General features: G+C 51.3%; 18 protein-coding genes and 1 pseudogene. 12 read left to right on the top strand and 7 right to left on the bottom strand.

The features are described 5' to 3' along the window. Nucleotides 1-143: 143 nt before the first annotated feature. The 3 genes from KBW69_RS20330 to KBW69_RS20320 all read left to right on the top strand — a co-directional run bounded on the left by KBW69_RS20330 (nucleotide 144) and on the right by KBW69_RS20320 (nucleotide 4,833). A complete protein-coding gene (locus tag KBW69_RS20330) occupies nucleotides 144-1,520 on the top strand; it encodes an ankyrin repeat domain-containing protein (protein ID WP_257282069.1) in 1,377 nt (458 codons plus the stop codon). A gap of 246 nt (nucleotides 1,521-1,766) precedes the next feature. Next, on the top strand, nucleotides 1,767-3,545 hold the full coding sequence (locus KBW69_RS20325; protein WP_257282068.1) for an ankyrin repeat domain-containing protein: 1,779 nt from the start codon (nucleotides 1,767-1,769) through the stop codon (nucleotides 3,543-3,545). A gap of 292 nt (nucleotides 3,546-3,837) precedes the next feature. Continuing rightward, the gene (locus KBW69_RS20320) at nucleotides 3,838-4,833 is read left to right on the top strand and encodes an ankyrin repeat domain-containing protein (RefSeq protein ID WP_257282067.1); all 996 of its coding nucleotides are present in this window, start codon (nucleotides 3,838-3,840) and stop codon (nucleotides 4,831-4,833) included. Between the two features lie 177 nt (nucleotides 4,834-5,010). Here the strand turns inward: KBW69_RS20320 and KBW69_RS20315 are convergent, their stop codons facing one another. Continuing rightward, nucleotides 5,011-5,274, bottom strand: a complete 264-nt coding sequence (locus KBW69_RS20315; RefSeq protein WP_257282066.1) for a hypothetical protein — start codon at nucleotides 5,272-5,274, stop codon at nucleotides 5,011-5,013. 249 nt (nucleotides 5,275-5,523) lie between these two features. Here KBW69_RS20315 and KBW69_RS20310 point away from each other — a divergent pair, with 249 nt between their 5' ends. The 6 genes from KBW69_RS20310 to KBW69_RS20285 all read left to right on the top strand — a co-directional run bounded on the left by KBW69_RS20310 (nucleotide 5,524) and on the right by KBW69_RS20285 (nucleotide 15,996). Then, nucleotides 5,524-6,987 (top strand): ankyrin repeat domain-containing protein, encoded by a 1,464-nt coding sequence (locus tag KBW69_RS20310; protein WP_257282065.1) that lies wholly within the window; start codon nucleotides 5,524-5,526, stop codon nucleotides 6,985-6,987. 189 nt (nucleotides 6,988-7,176) lie between these two features. Continuing rightward, nucleotides 7,177-8,940 carry an ankyrin repeat domain-containing protein gene (locus tag KBW69_RS20305; protein ID WP_257282064.1) on the top strand — a complete coding sequence of 588 codons (1,764 nt, stop codon included), beginning with the start codon at nucleotides 7,177-7,179 and terminating at the stop codon, nucleotides 8,938-8,940. A 190-nt stretch (nucleotides 8,941-9,130) separates the two neighbouring features. After that, nucleotides 9,131-10,198 carry an ankyrin repeat domain-containing protein gene (locus KBW69_RS20300; RefSeq protein WP_257282063.1) on the top strand — a complete coding sequence of 356 codons (1,068 nt, stop codon included), beginning with the start codon at nucleotides 9,131-9,133 and terminating at the stop codon, nucleotides 10,196-10,198. 420 nt (nucleotides 10,199-10,618) lie between these two features. Continuing rightward, nucleotides 10,619-12,178, top strand: a complete 1,560-nt coding sequence (locus tag KBW69_RS20295) for an ankyrin repeat domain-containing protein (protein WP_257282062.1) — start codon at nucleotides 10,619-10,621, stop codon at nucleotides 12,176-12,178. 461 nt (nucleotides 12,179-12,639) lie between these two features. Continuing rightward, nucleotides 12,640-14,202, top strand: coding sequence for an ankyrin repeat domain-containing protein (locus tag KBW69_RS20290; RefSeq protein WP_257282061.1), 1,563 nt, complete (start codon nucleotides 12,640-12,642; stop codon nucleotides 14,200-14,202). Between the two features lie 231 nt (nucleotides 14,203-14,433). Next, nucleotides 14,434-15,996 (top strand): ankyrin repeat domain-containing protein, encoded by a 1,563-nt coding sequence (locus KBW69_RS20285; RefSeq protein WP_257282060.1) that lies wholly within the window; start codon nucleotides 14,434-14,436, stop codon nucleotides 15,994-15,996. A 95-nt stretch (nucleotides 15,997-16,091) separates the two neighbouring features. On the opposite strand, the gene KBW69_RS20280 is transcribed toward KBW69_RS20285, so the two are convergent. From KBW69_RS20280 to bioB, 6 genes are all read right to left on the bottom strand, one after another. Further along, nucleotides 16,092-16,841: a hypothetical protein gene (locus KBW69_RS20280; RefSeq protein WP_257282059.1), complete on the bottom strand. Its 750-nt coding sequence runs from the start codon at nucleotides 16,839-16,841 to the stop codon at nucleotides 16,092-16,094. A 93-nt stretch (nucleotides 16,842-16,934) separates the two neighbouring features. After that, a complete protein-coding gene (bioD, locus tag KBW69_RS20275; protein ID WP_257282058.1) occupies nucleotides 16,935-17,618 on the bottom strand; it encodes a dethiobiotin synthase in 684 nt (227 codons plus the stop codon). Continuing rightward, complete coding sequence (gene bioC, locus KBW69_RS20270) at nucleotides 17,611-18,429, bottom strand: malonyl-ACP O-methyltransferase BioC (RefSeq protein ID WP_257282057.1); 819 nt, start codon at nucleotides 18,427-18,429, stop codon at nucleotides 17,611-17,613. Before bioC ends, bioD begins: the two co-directional genes overlap by 8 nt. Continuing rightward, nucleotides 18,414-19,160, bottom strand: a complete 747-nt coding sequence (locus KBW69_RS20265; protein ID WP_257282056.1) for an alpha/beta fold hydrolase — start codon at nucleotides 19,158-19,160, stop codon at nucleotides 18,414-18,416. Before KBW69_RS20265 ends, bioC begins: the two co-directional genes overlap by 16 nt. Then, on the bottom strand, nucleotides 19,157-20,332 hold the full coding sequence (bioF, locus tag KBW69_RS20260) for an 8-amino-7-oxononanoate synthase (RefSeq protein ID WP_257282055.1): 1,176 nt from the start codon (nucleotides 20,330-20,332) through the stop codon (nucleotides 19,157-19,159). Before bioF ends, KBW69_RS20265 begins: the two co-directional genes overlap by 4 nt. Continuing rightward, nucleotides 20,332-21,432: a biotin synthase BioB gene (bioB, locus tag KBW69_RS20255; protein WP_257282054.1), complete on the bottom strand. Its 1,101-nt coding sequence runs from the start codon at nucleotides 21,430-21,432 to the stop codon at nucleotides 20,332-20,334. The genes bioF and bioB overlap by 1 nt, the downstream gene beginning before the upstream one ends. A 101-nt stretch (nucleotides 21,433-21,533) precedes the next feature. On the opposite strand from bioB, the pseudogene KBW69_RS23970 reads away from it, so the two are divergent. The 3 genes and pseudogenes from KBW69_RS23970 to KBW69_RS20245 all read left to right on the top strand — a co-directional run. After that, nucleotides 21,534-21,734, top strand: a pseudogene (locus KBW69_RS23970) (double zinc ribbon domain-containing protein); the annotation flags it as partial. A 24-nt stretch (nucleotides 21,735-21,758) separates the two neighbouring features. Then, on the top strand, nucleotides 21,759-22,295 hold the full coding sequence (locus tag KBW69_RS20250) for a ComF family protein (protein ID WP_257282079.1): 537 nt from the start codon (nucleotides 21,759-21,761) through the stop codon (nucleotides 22,293-22,295). Continuing rightward, a complete protein-coding gene (locus KBW69_RS20245) occupies nucleotides 22,237-22,479 on the top strand; it encodes a DUF2220 domain-containing protein (RefSeq protein WP_257282053.1) in 243 nt (80 codons plus the stop codon). The genes KBW69_RS20250 and KBW69_RS20245 overlap by 59 nt, the downstream gene beginning before the upstream one ends. The last annotated feature ends 102 nt before the right edge of the window (nucleotides 22,480-22,581 follow it).

Below are 22,581 nucleotides of genomic sequence, written 5' to 3'. Positions count from 1 at the left end.
AGAGCTCTTGGAACGTGCGTTATTTTCTTAATCTACCCTTCCTCTTTTGTACACCAGAATGCAGGGATAGAATTATTAAACACTCACTCTTTGCAGCACCACTGTTGCTAATGGCATTGTCCGTCGTCTGTCAGGCTCAACCGTTGACAAGCATCTCAGACATTGCCCACGCACACGGCTATGCAGAATCAGATTTACCGTCTGATGAGAAACAAGGCAGACTAAACGGTCGCCAGCTAACAACGACCATCATTGAATCAATTTCGTGGCCATGGCTTTACGCCAATCATCTGCTGGTTGATTACGAACTGATACTGACCAGCAAAAATACCCCACTAAGCTCCACCTCTTATTCATGGCTACCTGCAAAAATGGTTGTCGCTGTCGGTTGGCTTTTAAAAAGTTATTTTTATATATACATATCGTCGTTTAATTCGATAGCACAAAAAGAGCTCTGTCAGGTTCACCCGTTGGCGGCCATCATTACGATGCCTGGCTCTGGCAGTGACCAGCCACAACATCCACCATCAGAATCATCGGGGCAGCAAGCTCAGGGAGCCACCGCTTGCCCCGCTGGCTCTTTCAACAGTTTCCTTTATTCTGACTCTGCCGGTGGTAGCGGAGGCTCACAGCAACATCAGCATACTTTGGGTTTAGATTGTTTCGTCTCTCCCTGTCATGGTGTTTGTCAATTTCGACCGTCATCCGATAGTAGCGGGCCCGCTGAATGGCAGATGGATAGCATTGCCCGCCGCGCTGTCCCCACGGACACTGACGTAACAATGGAGTCCGATCCCTGTCCTATTTGTCTGGATCACTTCCATGGTCGTGATGAAGCGCCTGTGGTCGTCAAAAGCCAATGTTGTGACCAGCGCTTCGATCTGAACTGTATTTCGAAGTGTTTTGTTGAACAGCCCATCGGCTATCGCCGTTGTGCCATGTGTCGGCAAGACCCAATGCCTATGGTGGATGAGAACACCAGTGAGTCTCACCCGGATAAATTTTTCCCCGATCAGGCGTTTTATCTTGCCTGTTTTCAGGGGGATTTGGATCAGGTGGAGAAGTCACTGGCCGAGGGAGTCAATGTCAATGTCGGTATTTATGATGATTTCACTGCCTTGATATTGGCATCTTGTAAAGGGCACAAGGACGTCGCCAAACGCCTGATCGACGCTGGGGTGAATATCAACGCCCGGACTAAGTATGGCGCTACCGCACTGTACATGGCTGCCCATGAAAATAACAGTGACTGCGTAAAAATCCTGATAGAAGCCAAGGCGGATCTCAACGCCCGGAGTAAAAATGGCGCCACCCCGCTGTACATCGCTGCCCGGGAGGGCCATACCGACATCGTGAAACTCCTGATTGAGGCCGGGGCGGATCTCAACGCCGCCTTGCCGAATGGCGCCAGCCCGCTGTTCATCGCTGCCCGGAAAGGCCATACCGACATTGTGAAACTTCTGATTGAGGCCGGGGCGGAACTCAACGCCGCCCACCACCCCGCTCTATATCACAGCTGAGATGGGCAATACCGACTGCGTGAAAGTCCTCAACGAGGCCGGAGTAGGGAACAGAGACAAGGCAGGAAACAAAAGAAAGACGTTATCTTATCGAGGAAACACGGCTCTCAGGTGTTCCCGTCTTCTCAGTTTGTGAAATGGGTGATTATTTATCCACAGAAAACTTTGTAGCCATAAAACTGAACTATCGTACTTTTTTTGTGTCCAAAACATATAACTTAATTAAATTACACGGAGGTTCTAATTATGGATGCTATGACTCGCTCCTTACCTATGATCACTGACGTAAAGTCGCAGGCCGCTCTGTGTCCTATTTGTCGGGATGATTTCCATGGCCATAATGTGGCGCCTGTGGACGTCAAACCCCAGTATCAAACCCGATGCGGGCACCACTTCCATCTGGACTGTATTTCGAAGCATTTTGTGAAACAGTCCATCGGCTCACGCCAGTGCAAGGAGTGTGGGCAAAACCCCACGCCTGTATTGAATGAGAGCACCGGTGTATCTCACCCGGATAAATTTTTCCCCGATCATAGGTTTTATGACGCCTGTTTTGACGGGAATTTAAAAAAGGTGAAGAAATCACTGGCAGAAGGCGTCAATGTCAATGCCGTTATGAAGGATGATCTCACTGCCTTGATGATTGCATCCATTAAGGGGCACACTGACGTCGCCGAACACCTGATTAAAAACAGGGCGGAGGTTAATGCTGCCCGAGCCTGTGATGGGTTCACCCCGCTGATGCTGGCAGCCGAATACGGCAATACCGAATGCGTGCAACTCCTGCTCGACAAAGGGGCGGATCTTGACGCACGGAATAAGGGTGGCGCCACACCGCTGCTCTGTGGACTCCCGAGTGGCAATACCAACTGCGTAAAACTAATGATCGACAGAGGAGCGAATGTCAATATCTCCGAGACTCCGGATGGGCCCACCCCACTGTCCTTCGCTGCCCAGGAAAATAACACCGACATTGTGGAACTCCTGATCGACAATGGGGCGGATCTCGACGCTGCCCTGCGCGATGGCACCACCCCACTGGCCATGTCCGTCCGGAGAAATAATATCGTCTGCGTTAAACGCCTGATCAACGCCGGGGCAAATGTCAACGCTCCCACTGCGTATGGCACCACCCCACTGCACTATGCTGCTGAAGAAAATAACACCGATATTGTGAAACTGCTGCTTGAGAAAGGGGCGGATATCGAGGCCCGGAATAAGAATGGCGCCACCCCGCTGTTCTCTGCAACCGTGAAGGGCAATACCGACTGCATAAAACGCCTGATCGACAAAGGGGCAGATCCCGACGCTGCCCTGCGCGATGGCACCACCCCACTGGCCATCGCAGTCCGGAAAAATGATATCGACTGCGTGAAACGCCTGATCAACGCCGGGGCGAATGTCAACGCGCTCATTGCGTATCGCACCACCCCGCTATACTCCGCTGTCCAGGAAAATAAAACCAACATTCTGGAACTCTTGCTCGACAAAGTGGCGGATCTCGACGCTGCCCTGTTCGATGGCAGCACCCTACTGTCCATCGCAGTCCGAGAAAATAATATCGACTGCGTGAAACTCCTGATCAAAGCCGGGGCGAATGTCAACACTCCCACTGACTACGGCGACACCCCGCTGCACTTGGCTGCCCGAAACAATTACACCGATATTGTTAAACTGCTGCTCGAGAAAGGGGCGGATCTCAACGCCCGGGGTGATTATGGCGACACCCCGCTGCACTCAGCTGCCCAAGAAAATAGCACCAATATTTTGAAACTCCTGCTCGACAAAGGGGCGGATCCCGACGCCCGGAACAAGGGTGGCATCAGCCCGCTGCACTGGGCTGCCCGAGAAAGTAACACCGATATATTGAAACGCCTGATTGACGGGGGCGCAGATCTCAACGCTACCTCGTACGATGGTCACACCCCACTGTCCATCGCAACCAAGATGGGCAATACCCCTGGCAAGGATTTCCTGATCTCTCGCGGGGCAAGACAGGAAACAGAGGCCATGCAGGAAAATTGACATCCTCCCCGTCGCAGGGAAGGTGTTGCAAAACTCCAAGTTCCCATGCTGAGACCCAAGGGGCCTGAAAGCATGGGAACCAGAGTGTTGCGACACCCCCTAAAAAAAATACGGGACTGTCCGCTCAATTCGGTTAAAACAGTGAACACAGCTCTCAGGTGTTTCCATCTTCTGAGTTTTTGAAATGGCTGATTATTTAGCCACGCAAAACTTTGCAGCCATAAAGCTGAACCATCGTACTTTTTTTGTGTCTAATTTGTATAACTCATTAAATAACACGGAGGTTCTACTTATGGATGCTACTCATCTTTCTGCTCTCACCATAAGCACTGAAGAAACGTCGAAGGCCGATGAATGTTTTATTTGTTTCGCTGAGTTCCATGGCCGGGATGTGGCGTCTGTGAAACGCAACCCCAAATGTCAAACACACTGTGGCCACCTCTTCCATCTGGACTGTCTTACGAGGCAATTTCATTATCAGCCCATAGGCTTACGCAGCTGCGGGTATTGCCGACAAAACCCGTTCCCGGTGTTGAATATGAAGACCGGTGAATCTTACCCGAATACGTTTTTCCCCGATGAGGCGTTTTATAATGCCTTTCTTCGCGGGGACTTGGATCAGGTGAAGAAGTCACTGGCAGGAGGCGTCTATGTCGACGCCGTTATGAAGGGTGATTTCAATCCCTTGTTGATGGCATCCGCTCAGGGGTACACAGACCTCGCCGAAGTCCTGATTAACAACGGGGCAGACATCAACACCGCTATAGCTGAGGATGGCGTTACCCCGCTGTTCATGGCTGCACAAGAAAGTTACACCGATATTGTGAAACTCCTGATCATTAAGGGGGCGAAACTCGATCCCCCCCGGACGACGGATGGCGCCACCCCGCTGTCCATCGCAGTTCGGCTGGGCTCTACCGACTCCGTGAAACTCTTGCTCATCGCCGGAGCGAATCCCAACGCCCTCTTGACGCGTGGCATGACCCCACTGTACGTCGCAGCCCAGCAAGGCAAGACCGACTGCATGAAGCTCTTGCTCATCGCCGGGGCGGACATCAACGCCCGGACTGAGAGTGACATCACCCCGCTGTTCGCCGCCGCTGAGAGAGGCAATACCGAGTGCGTGAAAATCCTGATCAACGCCGGAGCAAATATCAACGTCGCCAGGACTTCGGATGGCGCCACCCCGCTTTCCGTCGCAACCAGTAAGGGCCATACCGACTGCGTAAAAACCCTTACCGAGGCCGAAGGACGCAGGGGAACAGATTTGAAGTGCGTGATTATTTAGCCACAGCAAACTCAATAGCCATAAAAATGAACTAGCGTACTTTTTTTGTGTCAAATAATTTGTACGACTCATTAAATAACACGGAGGTTCTAGAAGAAAGGCTCTGGTTATCCAGTTAACCGAAGTGCTGACGGGCAGCGTAGATGTCCCCGTCAAGCGAGTTGTCAGGTGGCGTAGTTATTTTTGAAGGTGGTTTACGATGATGGCGAGAGTATCTTCGATTTTGTCAAAGCGCTTGTCGTGTTCGTCAAAACGCCTGTCGTGTTCGTCAAAGCGCCTGTCGTGTTCGTCAAACCTGAGCCGATTTTCACGCTGGTTTTCCAGCACTATTTTTTGTGTCTCTTCAGTAACCTTGATGAGGCGATGTACTGCGCTATCCAGTGAGTCAAAATGAGATTCAAGTTTCTCTACACGATGTTCCAGTAACATACTGCGTACCATTATCATTTGTTGCAGGAGCAATCAGCATAGCAGACATTGAGTGGGGGCCGCCTAGGTGGGGCCGCCTGGGTGGGGCCGCCTAGGTATTGCACACAGACACCTGACACAGCTTTCAGGTGTTTCCATTCCCTGAGTTTTGAAATGCGTGATTGTTTAGCCTCAGCAAACTTTATCGCTACATAAATGAACTATTGAACTGTTCTAATGTCTAACACGCACTGATTATTGACTAACAAGAGTGTTCTACTTATGGACGGCATTGCTCGCCCTCCCCTCCCCATGGGAACTAACGTAAAGTCGCAGGCCGATGTCTGTCCTATTTGTTTGGATCCTTTCCATGGCCGCGATGTGGCGCCAGTGGGCGTCAAAGCCCAATGTCGAACCCAATGTGGCCATCGCTTCCATCTGGATTGTATTTCGATACAGTTTGTTGAAAAGTCCGTCGGCTCACGACAGTGCGCGGTGTGCCGGCAAGACCCGATGCCTGTAGTGAATCTGAACACCGGTGAATCTTACCCGGATACATCTTTCCCCAATCAGGCATTTTATTATGCCTGTTTTCAAGGGGATTTGGATCAGGTGGTGAGGTCACTGGCAGAAGGCGTCAATGTCAATGCCGTTACGCATGATGTTAACAATGCCTTGATTATCGCATCTTACCGGGGGCACAAGGCTATCGTCGAACGCCTGATCAGCGCCGGAGCCAATCTCAACGCCGCCTCTGAGGCTGGTGCCACGGCACTGTTCGTCGCTGCCCAGGAAAATAACACCGACTGCGTGAAACTTCTGATCAATAAAGGGGCAGATCTCAATGCTCGGACTGTGAATGGCTCCACCCCGGTGTCCATGGCCAGCCAGTTGGGCAATACCGACTGCCTGAAAGCCCTTATCGAAGCCAAGGCGAACCTCAACACCAAGGATAAGGATGGCAACACCCCGCTAATCATAGCGGCTGATAAAGGAAAAACCGACTGCGTGAAACTCCTGATCGGAGCCAAGGCAGATGTCAATGCCGGGCCTGAGAATGGCCTCACCCCGCTGTTCTTCGCTGTCAAGGCAAATAACACCGACTGCATGGAAGCCCTGATCAAGGCCGAGGCGATTCTCGATGCCCGAACTGATGATGGCATGACCCCGCTGTTCTTCGCCGTCCTGCGTAATAGCATCGACTGCGTGAAACTCCTGATCAGCGCCGAGGCGGATCTCAACCCCCGGAATAAGAGTGGCGAAACCCCACCGTACGTCGCTGCCCGGAAAAATCATATCGACTGCCTGAAACTCCTGATCAGTGCTAAGGCGGATCTCGACGTCCGAACTCAATACGGCACCACTGCGCTGCACGTCGCAGCCAAGATGGGCAATACCGAGTGCGTGAAACTCCTGATCAGTGCCGGGGCAGATATCAACATCCCGGGTGAGGATGGCACGACCCCGCTATTCATCGCAGCCCTGAAGGGCAATACCGACTGCGTGGAACTTCTGATCAACGGCGGGGCCGAACTCAACGCCCAAAGGGCTGAGGATGGCACGACCCCGCTGTTCATCGCAGCCCGGGAAGGCAATATCGAGTGTTTGAAACTCCTGATCAGGGCCGAGGCAGATATCAACGCCGCCTTGCCGGACGGCACCACTCCTCTCTCCATCGCAACCGAGATGGGCAATGCCGACTGCGCCAGACTCCTGATCAACGCCGGGGCAAGGCAGGGGAGATAGGTAAGGAGGGGAACAAAAGAAAGACGTTATCTTATCCAGAAAACACGGCTTTCAGGTGTTTCCATCTTCTGAGTTTTTGAAATGCGTGATTGTTTAGCCTCAGCAAACTTTATCGCCACATAAATGAACTATCGAACTGTTCTAATGTCTAATACGCACTGATTATTGACTAACAAGAGTGTTCTACTTATGGACGGCATTGCTCGCCCTCCCCTCCCCATGGGAACTAACGTAAAGTCGCAGGCCGATGTCTGTCCTATTTGTTTGGATCCTTTCCATGGCCGCGATGTGGCGCCAGTGGGCGTCAAAGCCCAATGTCGAACCCAATGTGGCCATCGCTTCCATCTGGATTGTATTTCGATACAGTTTGTTGAAAAGTCCGTCGGCTCACGACAGTGCGCGGTGTGCCGGCAAGACCCGATGCCTGTAGTGAATCTGAACACCGGTGAATCTTACCCGGATACATCTTTCCCCAATCAGGCATTTTATTATGCCTGTTTTCAAGGGGATTTGGATCAGGTGGTGAGGTCACTGGCAGAAGGCGTCAATGTCAATGCCGTTACGCATGATGTTAACAATGCCTTGATTATCGCATCTTACCGGGGGCACAAGGCTATCGTCGAACGCCTGATCAGCGCCGGAGCCAATCTCAACGCCGCCTCTGAGGCTGGTGCCACGGCACTGTTCGTCGCTGCCCAGGAAAATAACACCGACTGCGTGAAACTTCTGATCAATAAAGGAGCAGATCTCAATGCCAGGACTGCGGATGGCTCCACCCCGGTGTCCATGGCCAGCCAGTTGGGCAATACCCACTGCCTGATAGCCCTTATCGAAGCCAAGGCGAACCTCAACACCAAGGATAAGGATGGCAACACCCCGCTAATCATAGCGGCTGATAAAGGCAAAACCGACTGCGTGAAACTCCTGATCGGAGCCAAGGCAGATGTCAATGCCGGGCCTGAGAATGGCCTCACCCCGCTGTTCTTCGCTGCCAAGGCAAATAACACCGACTGCATGGAAGCCCTGATCAAGGCCGAGGCGATTCTCGATGCCCGAACTGAAGAAGGCAGAACCCCGCTGTTCATCGCCGTCCAGCGAAATAGCATCGACTGCGTGAAACTGCTGATCAACGCCAGGGCGGATGTCAACGCCCGGACTGAAGATGGCAACACCCCACTGTACGTCGCTGCTCGAAAAAATCATATCGACTGCCTGAAACTGCTGATCAACGCCAGGGCGGATGTCAACGCCCGGACTGAGGATGGCGCCAGCCCACTGTTCATAGCTGCACAAGAAAATAACACCGACTGCGTGAAACTCCTGATCAAAGAGGGAGCGCATCTCAACGCTGTCTGGATCGAGGAGGGTGCCACCCCGTTGTTCATTGCTGTACAAGAAAATAGCACCGACTGCGTGAAACTCCTGATCGAAGCAGAGGCGGACCTTAACAAGCAGAATAATGATGGCTACACCCCGCTGCACGTCGCTGCACATGATAATAACACTGACTGCCTGAAACTCCTGATCAACGCCAGGGCGGATCTCGACGTCCGAACTCAATGCGGCACCACTGCGCTGCACATCGCAGCCGAGATGGGCAATACCGAATGTGTGAAACTCCTGATCAGTGCCGGGGCAGATATCAACATCCCGGGTGAGGATGGCACCACCCCGCTATTCACCGCAGCCCGGAGGGGCAATACCGACTGCGTGGAACTCCTGATCAACTCTGAGGCCGATCTCAACGCCCAAAGGGCTGAGGATGGCGCGACCCCGCTGTTCATCGCAGCCCGGGAAAGCAATATCGAGTGTTTGAAACTCCTGATCAGGGCCGAGGCAAATATCAACGCCGCCTTGCCGGATGGCACCACTCCTCTCTCCATCGCAACCGAGATGGGCAATGCCGACTGCGCCAGACTCCTGATCAACGCCGGGGCAAGGCAACGAAGATAGGCAAGGAGGGGAACAAAAGAAAGACGTTATCTTATCCAGAAAACACGGCTTTGAGGTATTAGCATCTTATGAGTTTTTGAAATGGGTGATTATTCAGCCACAGGAAACTTTATAGCCATAAAGTTGAACTATCGTACTTTTTTTGTGTCTAAAACGTATAACTTAATTAAATTACACGGAGGTTCTAATTATGGATGCTATGACTCGCTCCTTTCCTATGGTCCCTGGCGAACAGTCGCAGGCCGATGTATGCCCTGTTTGTTTGGAACCTTTCCATGGCCGAAAGGTGGCGCCAGTGGACGTCAACCCCCTATGTCAAACCAATTGTGGCCACCGCTTCCATCTGGACTGCATTTCGCAGCAGTTTGTTGGAAAGTCGGTCGGCTCACGACAGTGCTCGGTGTGTCAGCAAGACCCGATGCCTGTAGTGAATCTGAACACCGGTAAATTTCACCTGGATAAATTTTTCCCCGATCAGACGTTTTATAATGCCTGTCTTCAAGGGGATGTGGATCAGGTGGATAAGTCACTGGCAGAAGGAGTCAATGTCAATGCCGTTATGAATAATGGTCTCACTGCCTTGATGCTGGCATCATATAACGGGAACAAGAAACTCTTGGAACGCCTGCTCAACGCAGGGGCGGAGGTCAACACCGCCCGGGCTAAGGATGGCGTCACCCCGCTGATAATTGCTGCCCAGAAACATCATGACCCCGCCTGCATGAAGCTCCTGATCAAAGCCGGGGCGAAAGTCAACGCCGCCTGCTCGCGTGGCGCCACAGCACTGCACTGGGCTACCCAGAACTTTAACGTCAGCAACATTAAACTCCTGATCGAAGCCGGGGCAGATGCCAACGCACGGACTAAGGATGGCATCACCCCATTGCACTTCGCTGCCAAACAATTTAACGATTACAGCATTGAAACCCTGATCGAAGGCGGTGCGAATGTCGACGCCACCTTGCCGGATGGTAGCACCCCTTTGCTACTCGCTGCCCTGCATAATAACGGCAAATGCGTAGAAGTCCTGATCAAGGCCGAGGCGGATGTCAATGCCCAGGCTGTGAATGGCGCCACCCCTGTGTACCTTGCAGCCGAGAAGGGCAATAACTATTGCCTGGCACTCCTGCTCATGGCTAAGGCGCATGACAACGTCGCCTTGTCGGATGGCTCCACCCCGTTGTCCATCGCAACCAGGATGGGCAATACCGAATGCGCGAAGCTCCTGACCTACTCCAGGGCAAGGAAGAGAAAATAAGAAAGGCGTTATGTCATCCAGTAAGCACGGCTTTGAGGCATTAGCATTTTATGAGTTTTTGAAATAAGTGGTTATTTAGCCACTGCAAGCTTTATAGCCATAGGACTGAACCGTCGTCTTTTGGCAAGACCACTGCAGCGAGTGTGTCAGAGCTTTTGAAACTAGCAGCCTGTCGGACTTAAGCGTCCGTAGCGAGGATTGCAAGAAATTGAGGATAAAAATTTCTGCTTCTGAGGAGAATAGCGAGCTATTTGACGAAGAAGCAGGAATTTTTAGACCAATTTATTGCAACCGCAGTAGGACAGCCTTAAGTCCGACAGGCTGCTAGCGTTATTTTCTTGATCTATCCTTCCTCTCTGTGCACCAGAATGGAAGGATAGAATTATTAAACACTCACTCTTTGCAGCACCACTGTTGCTGATGGCGCTGTCCGTCGTCTGTCAGGCTCAACCGTTGACAAAACGTTTTGTTGTCGAGGTTGAACAGAAAACGGGCTCTCAAAACCTGAACTTTTCTATAAAACCTCACCAGCATACACTGTCGGGCACCTTCTCAGACATTGCTCATACAAACGGCTATGCAGAATCAAGTCTTACGTCTGATGAGAAGCAAGTCGGATTAAACGGTTGCGAACCAAAAAAGACCATCATTGAATCAATGTCATGGCCATGGCTTTACGCCAATCATCTGCTGATGGGTTACGAACTGATCCTGACCAGCAAGAATACCCCACTCAGCTACACCACTTATTCATGGCTACCTGTAGAAGTGATTTTTGCTGTCGGTTGGCTTTTAAAGAGCTATTGGAATATGTACTCATCGTCGTTTAACCCGATAGAACTAAAAGAGCTGTGTCGTGATCACCCGCTGGCGGCCATCATTATGACGCCCGGATCTGGCAATGATCAGCAACAACACCCGCCATCAGAACCATCTGGGCAGCAAGCCCAGGGAGCCACCGTCGGCCCTGCAGGTGCTTCCAACAGCTTCCTTAATTCTGACTCTGCCGGTGGTAGCGGAGGCTCACAACAACACCAGCATACTTTGGGTTTAGATTGTTTCGTCTCTCCCTGTCATGGCGCTTGTCAATTTCGACCATCATCCAATAGCAGTGGGCTCAATGAGTGGCAGATGGATAGCATGGCTCATACCCCTGACCCCAGGGACACTGTCGTAACGCCGGAGGCCGACCTTTGTCCTATTTGTCTGAGCCATTTCCATGGGCGTAATCCAGCGCCTGTGATCGTCAAAGCCCACTGTTGTGGCAAGCACTTCGACCTGGACTGCATTTCGAAGTCTTTCCTTAAACAGCCCATCGGCTCACGCCAGTGCGCGATGTGTCGGCAAGACCCGATGCCAATGTTGAATAAGAACACCGGTGAATATCACCCGGATACATTTTTCCCGAAACAGGCGTTTTTTGATGCTTGTATTGTCGGGGATTGGGATCAGGTGGCTAAGTCACTGGCAGAAGGAGTCAATGTCAATGCCGTTATGGATCACGATTACACGGCCTTGATGTTGGCGTCTGGTTGCGGGCACACAGCAATCGTTGAACTTCTGTTCAATTACGGGGCGAATCTCAACGCCCATAGTGACGATGACAACACAGCACTGCACTGCGCTGCCCGGCACCATAACGCCGACAACATGAAACTCCTGATCGAAGCAGGGGCGGATCTCAACGCCCGAACCAAGCTTGGCGGCACCCCGATGCACTTCGTTGCCTGGAGCGGCAGTATCAACTGTATGAAAACCCTGATCGAAGGCAAAGCGGATCTTAACGCTGCCTTGTCGTTTGGCCCTACCCCACTGGTCGTCGCTGCCTGGATGGGCAATACTAACTGTGTGAAAGCCCTGATCGAAGCCGGGGCAGATCTCAACACCACTTTGCCGGATGGCGCCACCCCACTGTCCATCGCAGCCGAGATGGGCAATACCGAGTGCGTAAAAGCCCTGACCGAGGCTGGGGCAAGGTAGGTAGCGAAGGCAGGGCAGGAAACAAAAAAGGTACAATGTTAACCAATGAACTTATCACTTACTGACTAACTCAAGCTACGCACCACCCTGAAAATCAGCGATTATTGATTGCATGAGAAATGATCTTACAGAACTTTACTCAGACTGCCCGTTGTCGTCTTTTGGCAAGACCACTGCAGCGAGTGTGTCAGAGCTTTTGAAACTAGCAGCCTGTCGGACTTAAGCGTCCGTAGCGAGGATTGCAAGAAATTGAGGATAAAAATTTCTGCTTCTGAGGAGAATAGCGAGCTATTTGACGAAGAAGCAGGAATTTTTAGACCAATTTATTGCAACCGCAGTAGGACAGCCTTAAGTCCGACAGGCTGTTAGCGTTATTTTCTTGATCTATCCTTCCTCTCTGTGCACCAGAATGGAAGGATAGAATTATTAAACACTCACTCTTTGCAGCACCACTGTTGCTGATGACGCTGTCCGTGGTCTGTCAGGCTCAACCGTTGACAAAACGTTTTGTTGTCGAGGTTGAACAGAAAACGGGCTCTCAAAACCTGAACTTTTCTATAAAACCTGACCAGCATACACTGTCGGGCACCTTCTCAGACATTGCTCATACAAACGGCTATGCAGAATCAAGTCTTACGTCTGATGAGAAGCAAGTCAGATTAAACGGTTGCGAACTAAAAAAGACCATCATTGAATCAATTGCATGGCCATGGCTTTACGCCAATCATCTGCTGATGGGTTACGAACTGATCCTGACTAGCAAGAATACCCCACTCAGCTCCACCACTTATTCATGGCTACCTGTAGAAGTGATTTTTGCTGTCGGTTGGCTTTTAAAGAGCTATTGGAATATATACTCATCGTCGTTTAACCCGATAGAACTAAAAGAGCTGTGTCGGGATCACCCGCTGGCGGCCATCATTATGGTGCCCGGCTCTGGCAATGATCAGCAACAACACACGCCATCAGAACCATCTGGGCAGCAAGCTCAGGAAGCCACCGTCGGCCCCACAGGCGCTTCCAACAGCTTTCTTCATTCTGACTCTGCCGGTGGTAGCGGAGGCTCACAGCAACAACATCAGCATACTTTGGGTTTAGATTGTTTCGTCTCTCCCTGTCATGGCGCTTGTCAATTTAGGCCATCATCCAATAGTAGTGGACCCACTGAGTGGCAGATGGATAGCATGGCTCATACCCCTGACCCCAGGGACACTGTCGTAACCCCGGAGGCCGACCTTTGTCCTATTTGTCTGAGCCATTTCCATGGACGTAATCCAGCGCCTGTCATCGTCAAAGCCCACTGTTGTGGCAAGCACTTCGACCTGGACTGTATTTCGAAGTCTTTCCTTAAACAGCCCATCGGCTCACGCCAGTGCGCGATGTGTCGGCAAGACCCGATGCCAATGTTGAATAAGAACACCGGTGAATATCACCCGGATACATTTTTCCCGAAACAGGCGTTTTTTGATGCTTGTATTCTAGGGGATTGGGATCAGGTGGCTAAGTCACTGGCAGAAGGAGTCAATGTCAATGCCGTTATGGATCACGATTACACGGCCTTGATGTTGGCGTCTCTTAACGGACATACAGCGATCATTGAACTTCTGTTCAATTACGGGGCGAATCTCTACGCCGTTAATGACGATGGCATCACAGCACTGCACTTAGCTGCCCGGCACCATAACGTCGACAACCTGAAATTCCTGATCGAAGCCGGGGCGGATATCAACGCCCGAGCCAAGGATGGCTTCACCCCGTTGCACTGCGCTGCCTGGAGCGGCAATACCAACTGTATGAAAACCCTGATCGAAGGCAAAGCGGATCTTAACGCTGCATTGTCGTTTGGCCCTACCCCACTGCTCGTCGCTGCCTGGATGGGCAATACTAACTGTGTGAAAGCCCTGATCGAAGCCGGGGCAGATCTCAACACCACTTTGCCGGATGGTACCACCCCACTGTCCATCGCAGCCGAGAAGGGCAATACCGAGTGCGTAAAAGCCCTGACCGAGGCCGGGGCAAGGTAGGTAGCAAAGGCAGGGCAGGAAACAAAAAAGGTACAATGTTAACCAATAAACTTATCACTTACAGAACTTTACTCAGACTGCCCGTTGTCCTCTTTTGGCAAGACCACTGCAGCGAGTGTGTCAGAGCTTTTGAAACTAGCGTTATTTTCTTGATCTATCCTTCCTCTCTGTGCACCAGAATGGAAGGATAGAATTATTAAACACTCACTCTTTGCAGCACCACTGTTGCTGATGACGCTGTCCGTCGTCTGTCAGGCTCAACCGTTGACAAAACGTTTTGTTGTCGAGGTTGAACAGAAAACGGGCTCTCAAAACCTGAACTTTTCTATAAAACCTGACCAGCATACACTGTCGGGCACCTTCTCAGACATTGCTCATACAAACGGCTATGCAGAATCAAGTCTTACGTCTGATGAGAAGCAAGTCAGATTAAACGGTTGCGAACTAAAAAAGACCATCATTGAATCAATGTCATGGCCATGGCTCTACGCCAATCATCTGCTGGTGGGTTACGAACTGATCCTGACCAGCAAGAATACCCCACTCAGCTCCACCACTTATTCATGGCTACCTGTAGAAGTGATTTTTGCTGTCGGTTGGCTTTTAAAGAGCTATTGGAATATATACTCATCGTCGTTTAACCCGATAGAACTAAAAGAGCTGTGTCGGGATCACCCGCTGGCGGCCATCATTATGACGCCCGGATCTGGCAATGATCAGCAACAACACCCGCCATCAGAACCATCTGGGCAGCAAGCTCAGGAAGCCACCGTCGGCCCCACAGGCGCTTCCAACAGCTTTCTTCATTCTGACTCTGCCGGTGGTAGCGGAGGCTCACAGCAACAACATCAGCATACTTTGGGTTTAGATTGTTTCGTCTCTCCCTGTCATGGCGCTTGTCAATTTAGGCCATCATCCAATAGCAGTGGGCCCAATGAGTGGCAGATGGATAGCATGGCTCATACCCCTGATCCCCGGGACACTGTCGAAACGCCGGAGGCCGACCTTTGTCCTATTTGTCTGAGCCATTTCCATGGGCGTAATCCAGCGCCTGTGATCGTCAAAGCCCACTGTTGTGGCAAGCACTTCGACCTGGACTGCATTTCGAAGTCTTTCCTTAAACAGCCCATCGGCTCACGCCAGTGCGCGATGTGTCGGCAAGACCCGATGCCAATGTTGAATAAGAACACCGGTGAATATCACCCGGATACATTTTTCCCGAAACAGGCGTTTTTTGATGCTTGTATTTTAGGGGATTGGGATCAGGTGGCTAAGTCACTGGCAGAAGGAGTCAATGTCAATGCCGTTAAGGATCAAGATTACACGGCCTTGATGTTGGCGTCTCTTAACGGACATAGAGCGATCATTGAACTTCTGTTCAATTACGGGGCGAATCTCTACGCCGTTAATGACGATGGCATCACAGCACTGCACTTCGCTGCCGGGCACCATTACGTCGACAACCTGAAACTCCTGATCGAAGCCGGGGCGGATATCAACGCCCGAGCCAGGGATGGCTTCACCCCGTTGCACTGCGCTGCCTGGAGCGGCAATACCAACTGTATGAAAACCCTGATCGAAGGCAAAGCGGATCTTAACGCTGCCTTGTCGAATGGTGCCATCCCATTGCACATCGCTGCTATGAGAGGTCATACCAACTGCGTGAAAGTCCTGATCGAAGCCGGGGCAGATCTCAACACCACTTTGCCGGATGGCGCCACCCCACTGTCCATCGCAGCCGAGAAGGGCAATACCGAGTGCGTAAAAGCCCTGACCGAGGCCGGGGCAAGGTAGGGAAGACAGGCTGGGAAGGGAACAAAAAAGGTATTATGTTAACCAGTAAACTTATCACTTACTGAAACTTGAAGAGAAACCTGAATAATGGCTTTTTATTGCAGTCTTCCGGGAGGCAAGCGGCTCACTGTCTCGCTTACTTTGTGCAGAATATCCTGATCAGTGGCGGGCTCTTTTCGAAGCCACTCCTCAAAAGCTTCTTTTCCAAGCGTTAACTGGCCCAGCTTTACCAGAAAACTTCGGGCACTGGACAGGGTGAGAAGATGATTGGATGCCAGCACATCGCCACTTCGAAAGTCGTCATAGGCATTATCCACAGCATCACGAAGACCGTTCAGATAGCTTCCGGCATCAGCAAACTCTGCCAGCAAACGATCTGTAGACTGTTTAGGGTGTTTAAGAATTTCTGTCTCAATACTGTTCAGAAAATCTTCTTGAGCATGCCCCTCCCCCGTATAAAAAGCTCTCTGATGCATCAGCTGCCGCACAGAAAAAATACCTTCCATAAAGGCTTCTGTTTTTCCTTCTTTCAGAGAAGACAAGGCTGTTTCCACCTTGCCTTTGATTTGCTCATCCAGTCGTGGAACAGCCCGGTTGGCCCAGTTCGAAGGTTTTAAGAGCGCCAATCGAAATTTGACCTCCTCCATCGTCATTCTTTTGATTCGTCTTTGGCCAAAACTACGCTTGAATGGACTGCTCTTGAGATGACCCAGCTTCCTTTTTAGCCCATCTGGAATGGTGACTTTAAAGCGTCCTTTCCAGCTGCCAGACTTTGGCTGAACCTGCTGAGGGTGAGCGTCCGTTGTATTTTGATACGCAGGCGTTTCGCCGACTTTCCTGACCATAGGATTAAGTTCCGATATTCACTGCTTATTTTTATCGGAAGGCAGGAAGAAAACTGTTATGAGCAGGAACTGCCTCCTGCTTATGAAAAAAGATCAGACCATCAAGCGAGAGAGATCAACACTGGCTACCACGTTACTCCACTGCTCTTCTGAACACCAGGGGACAACACCAAGGCAGGGTGCATGAATTGAGCGCTTAAGAGCTTCAACATTTTCCTGAAAACGGCTCATGTCGGGATCAACCTGATTGGCCACCCAGCCCGCCAACTGACAACCACTTTGCAAAATGGATTCGACGGTCAGCAGGGAATGACTGATACACCCCAGCTTCATTCCTACCACCAGAATCACCGGAAGATTCATCGTCTTGGCCAGATCTGCCAGCATTTCACGGTCGTTCAGGGGAACTCGCCAACCCCCTGCTCCTTCAATGAAGGAAAGATCATGACGGGTCATCAGTGCTCCACGGCAAAAGCCGGTCAAACGATCCACAGTGATACGCCGCCCTTCTTCCTGTGCCGCAATATGAGGTGCAATGGGAGGTGCAAAAAGCACCGGATTTACCTGTGAATAACTCAACTCGACATTCATGGCGCTCATCAGGTTCAGAGCATCATCATTTCTTGGTCCGTCCGGGGTCATGTCGGCACCCGCAGCCACCGGCTTCAGAGCCAGTGTTTTCAGCCCTCTGTTATTGGCAGCCTGCAGCATGGCACAGGTGACAAAGGTTTTCCCGGCATCCGTATCGGTGCCAGTGACAAAAAACGTTCTAGGCATCGGCAGGTTTTCTCAAGATCCCATACAACAGTTGATAAGACAGGGGGAGACCAGCATCCACCCGGAAGGACTCATACGCTTCTTGCAGTCTGGTCAAACGACCCCTGGTCATCAGACCGGATGGACGACCATGCACGGTATTCACCCCCAACGCTTTCAGCTCTCTCAACATCTGGAACAGCTCAGGATAGTAGACAGTTTCGGTCTGCTGTTTGAAAGATTGTGGCTTGAAGCCTGATTCAAGCGACCACAGCTTTTGCTGTTCAAAACTGTCAAAGCTATTGATATGAACATGACTGTCAACCTGTTGCCAGGCCTCTTTCAACTCCGCCATAGTGCCACTGGCCAGGCTGGAGAATACAAAGACCCCATCAGGTCGGAGTACCCGAAAAGTTTCCTCCAGTACAGTCTCAAATGAGCACCATTGAATAGCCAGACTGGAGAACACCAGGTCAACGCTTTCTGACTTAAACGGCAGTGATTCAATATCACCGGAACACCAGGACGCCGAGTCACACTGCGACCGGGCGAACTTAATCATGCCCATAGCCAGATCCAGCCCGGTAACATGAGAATCGGGGAAATGTCCGCAGAGCAAGGAAGTCTCACTACCCGTACCTGAACCCAGGTCCAATACATACTCCGGGCAAGTCCCGGTTGGCAGCCCCATCATGGCTCTGGCGGCCACACGTTTCTGAAGCACCGCAGCGGAGTCATAAGTGGTTGCAGCCCGACTGAAATTGGCAGCAACACTTTGTTTGTTGATGCGGGCTTCTGCCCCACAGTCAGCTGCTGTCAGCCTCGGTTGCATAAGCGGTTAACCTGATCTGCTACCTGTCTGATGGCACCGGAACCCTGATCGAGGAAAAAACAATGGCCGCCTGACATCATCAGAACTTTGTGGCCCGGGTAGTCCTGCTCAACTCTCACAGCGGTGCCAACGGGCACCAGGGCATCATCCCTGCCAAAGCAATGCAGCACCGGACAGCGGATATCAGCCAGCTGGGAACGAACGTCACTGGCACCCAAAAGGTTCAGCAATTGCAGAAGAATCGTGGATTCCAGATCAGCGTCCCGGCGAATCGCTCGTTGCAGATGTTTGGCGACGTCTTTTCGATTACTGTTGCCCATGCTGCAGAGCATTGAAAATTGCTCAACGGTTGCCACAGGATCTTCCTGCATACCGGCATAAAAACTGTCAAAGGTCTGGGGCAACATCGCTTCCGGCCAGTCCTGGTTTCTAACAAAGCAGGGGTTACAACCCAGCGTCACCAGACCAGCGACCTTGTCTGGATGCTGACTGGCGTAGATGGAAGCCAGAGTGCCTCCTAATGACCAGCCGACCAGAATGACGGGGGTGTCCAGCAAATGCATGTCCAGATAGTCCAGCAGTTGCCTCCAGTCGAAGGTTCTGCGCTCCCGAACCAAACCAGGCAGCTGTACCACAGATACTCTTCCATCGCCGTCCAAAGCACTCGCCAGAGGCTCCATAACAGTTGCAGGCATCGCCCAACCACTGACCAGAACAATGGGTAAACTCATGCTACTTCCTCCTGTAACGGGCGTACCGTTCTTTCCAGTGCATACAGTAACTGTTCTACATGTTGTTGTTTGTGAGCTGCACTGAAGGTAATGCGTAACCTTGAGGTTCTTTCAGGAACCGTGGGGGGACGAATGGCCGTCACCAGGATACCCCTTGCTGCCAGAGCGTCACTCATCGCCATAGCGGTATCAGCAGACCCGACAATAACAGGCTGAATGGGAGAGTGCGAGTCCATAAGTTTCAGTCCCATCTGCTGACACTCTTTTCTGAAGTATTTAACCAGCTTATTCAGATGTTCTCTTCGCCAACTCTGTTCCTTCAGAATTTGAAGACTGACTCTGGTTGCCTCTGCGATGGCCGGAGGCATTGAAGTGGTGTAAATGTAGGTTCGGGCAAACTGGATCAGAGTCTCAATCAGGGCTTCGCTCCCTGCAACGAAGGCACCTGCCGTACCAAAAGCTTTACCCAGAGTACCCACCAGAACCGGTAAGTCGCTCTGACCTAAAGAAAAATGTTCAGCAAGGCCTCCGCCGTTTTTACCCAGAACACCAAAGCCATGGGCGTCATCCACCATCAACCAGGCATCATGCCGATGAGCCAATTCCGATAACGCCTTCAGAGGAGCCAGATCACCGTCCATGCTGAAGACGCCATCGGTAACAATCAGCTTGCGCCGTCCATCGGTCCGGTTCAAACGGGTTTCGAGGTTGGCCAGATCCTTGTGAAGATATCGTTGAAACCTTGCCCCTGATAGCAATCCGGCATCCAGCAGAGAGGCATGATTAAGACGATCCTGAAACACCGCATCGTCTTTGCCTAAAAGGGCAGTGATGACTCCCAGATTCGCCATGTAACCATTGGAAAAGAGCAACACCCGCTCACGACCGGTGAACTCTGCCAGCTCTTCTTCCAGCTGATGATGTGCACGACTATGGCCGATTACCAGGTGGGAAGCACCGCCGCCTGTACCGTAATCAGCAGTAGCCTGAGCCATAGCAGCACTGATGTCCGGGTGATTAGCCAGACCCAGATAATCATTATTACAAAAAGCCAGATAAGACTTGCCATCCACTACCACTTCTGCCCCCTGAGGAACCTCAAGCGTCTTCCGTGTCCGGTAAAGGCCTTGAGCCCGGCGAGCCTGAAGGTCTTTCTCAAGGTCAAAAGCCATCAGGAAACCTGCTGACCCATGGCATCGTAATACTGCTCATTATTCAATTCATTGTTTAATAAAGCGTCCTGCTCGCTAAGAGGGCAGATGGCCCCCAGTGCCTGTTCTTCTTGCCCGGTGATGTCATCGCTGTTGATACCCAGCTTGTCGAAGAGTTGTCGGTCACGGCTCTCTGCGGGGTTGGCGGTCGTCAGCAGTTTGTCACCCAGAAAGATGGAGTTAGCGCCCGCCAGAAAAGCCAGAGCCTGCAGCTCATCACTCATGTTTTCACGACCGGCAGACAGGCGTACACAGGAGGCGGGCATCATAATCCTGGCAACGGCAATGGTACGGACAAAGTCGATACCGTCGACTGCTTCGACATCGGCCAGGGGCGTACCTTCAACACGAACCAGCATATTAACCGGCACACTTTCCGGATGTTTGGGCAGATTGGCCAACTGAATCAACATGCCGGCACGGTCTCTTTCTGTTTCCCCCAGACCTACAATGCCGCCACTGCAGATATTCATTCCCGCATCACGCACATGGGCGAGGGTATCAAGACGATCCGAGTAAGTTCGGGTAGTGATGATGCTGCCGTAAAACTCCGGCGAGGTATCCAGATTGTGGTTGTAATAATCGAGACCAGCCAGGGCCAGCTGTCCCGCCTGATCTTCGTTCAACATGCCCAGTGTCATACAGGTTTCCAGACCCATTTCCTTGACCCCTTTCACCATTTCCAGGATGTAAGGCATGTCTTTCTCAGGAGGGTTTTTCCAGGCAGCCCCCATGCAGAAGCGGGTTGCTCCGGAAGCCTTGGCCCGGCGGGCTTCTTCCAGAACCTTGCGCACTTCCATCAACTTTTCTTTGTCCAGACCGGTGTTGTAGTGACCACTCTGGGGACAATATTTACAGTCTTCCGGGCAGGCACCTGTCTTGATGGACAGTAGTGTACTAACCTGCACCCGGTTGGGATCAAAATGTTCTCTATGGGTCAGCTGAGCCTGAAAGATCAGATCATTGAACGGCATTTGGAACAGGGCTTCGACTTCGTCATAGGTCCAGTCATGGCGCAGTTGGCTGGAACATGAGTCCTTGATGCTTGTAGGGTTAGTCATGCTTTTCACTGATTCTTCCGGGCAGAAGCTCTCTGTTGTTAGTCAGGCCTGATATCAGAAATCAAGATTAAAAACAGAATCGATGATAATTAATTGAGACTATGCGTCAATTGTTAAAACGTAACAAGATTTACAAATGGTTAAATTTTAAACAACTCATTACCATGAGCTGTTTGCTGTGCAGAGCGGATACACCGATGAATCAGCCCGTCTGCAACCTTTGCATAAAGTCACTACCGGTTGCAGAAAAACACTGCCGGTCCTGCGGTATTCCTGTTTCACTTAATGCTCCGGACTCTTGCGCCCGCTGTCTCCAGAAAAAGCCTGTGTTCGACGCTTGTTATTCTGCCTTCAACTACGAATTTCCTGCTGACCATCTTCTCAAACAGATTAAACACCATCAGCAGCTGATCTACCTTCCTCCCGTGACCGATCAATTGAGCCGTAATCTGATTCACCACTATGATGGTCGAGAGTGGCCTCAGGCAATACTGCCGGTCCCGCTTCACAATAAGCGTCTTCGTACAAGAGGTTTCGATCAGGCACTGCTGCTCGCAAGGCAACTGGTGAAAAACCTTCAGCCCTATCAATCGATCAAATTGGAAACGGGACTCATTAAACGGCAGAAGCACACAGACCCTCAACAGGGTCTTAAGGCTTCAAAACGCAGGAGCAATATCAGGAATGCTTTCTCAATGACGGGCACGCCACACTATCAATATCTCGCTATAGTGGACGATGTTGTTACGACCGCAGAGACGGTCTCAGAAATCACCCGGCTACTGAAAAAGCAGGGCGTGGAACGTGTGGATATCTGGTGTCTGGCGAGAACACCTGACCACCGCTCATCTTCACCCGGGTAATGAAACACCTTCTGGCTGGCTGATCGTCCGGCCACTGTGCCCGAAAACTCAGGCAAACATGATGGGACTTCCGATTCTGAAACTATCGACTGACGTACTGCGTCATCACCCCTTGCCAGGCAGTCATATCCTGGTGGTTGAGAATGAACAGACCGGCTTTGCCGCTACTAAAAATCTAACATAATCTGTAATTATGTAGACTTATCTACGCCGTCACCGTGGATGCACGACGAATCGTGTCTAACTCCACTCTTGCGTAGGGTTTAACGTCGAGCTGTAACGTGTC

This window comes from Endozoicomonas sp. ISHI1 (assembly GCF_024606225.1).
Lineage (GTDB): Bacteria > Pseudomonadota > Gammaproteobacteria > Pseudomonadales > Endozoicomonadaceae > Endozoicomonas_A.
This window is presented reverse-complemented; position numbering and strand designations above follow the sequence as displayed.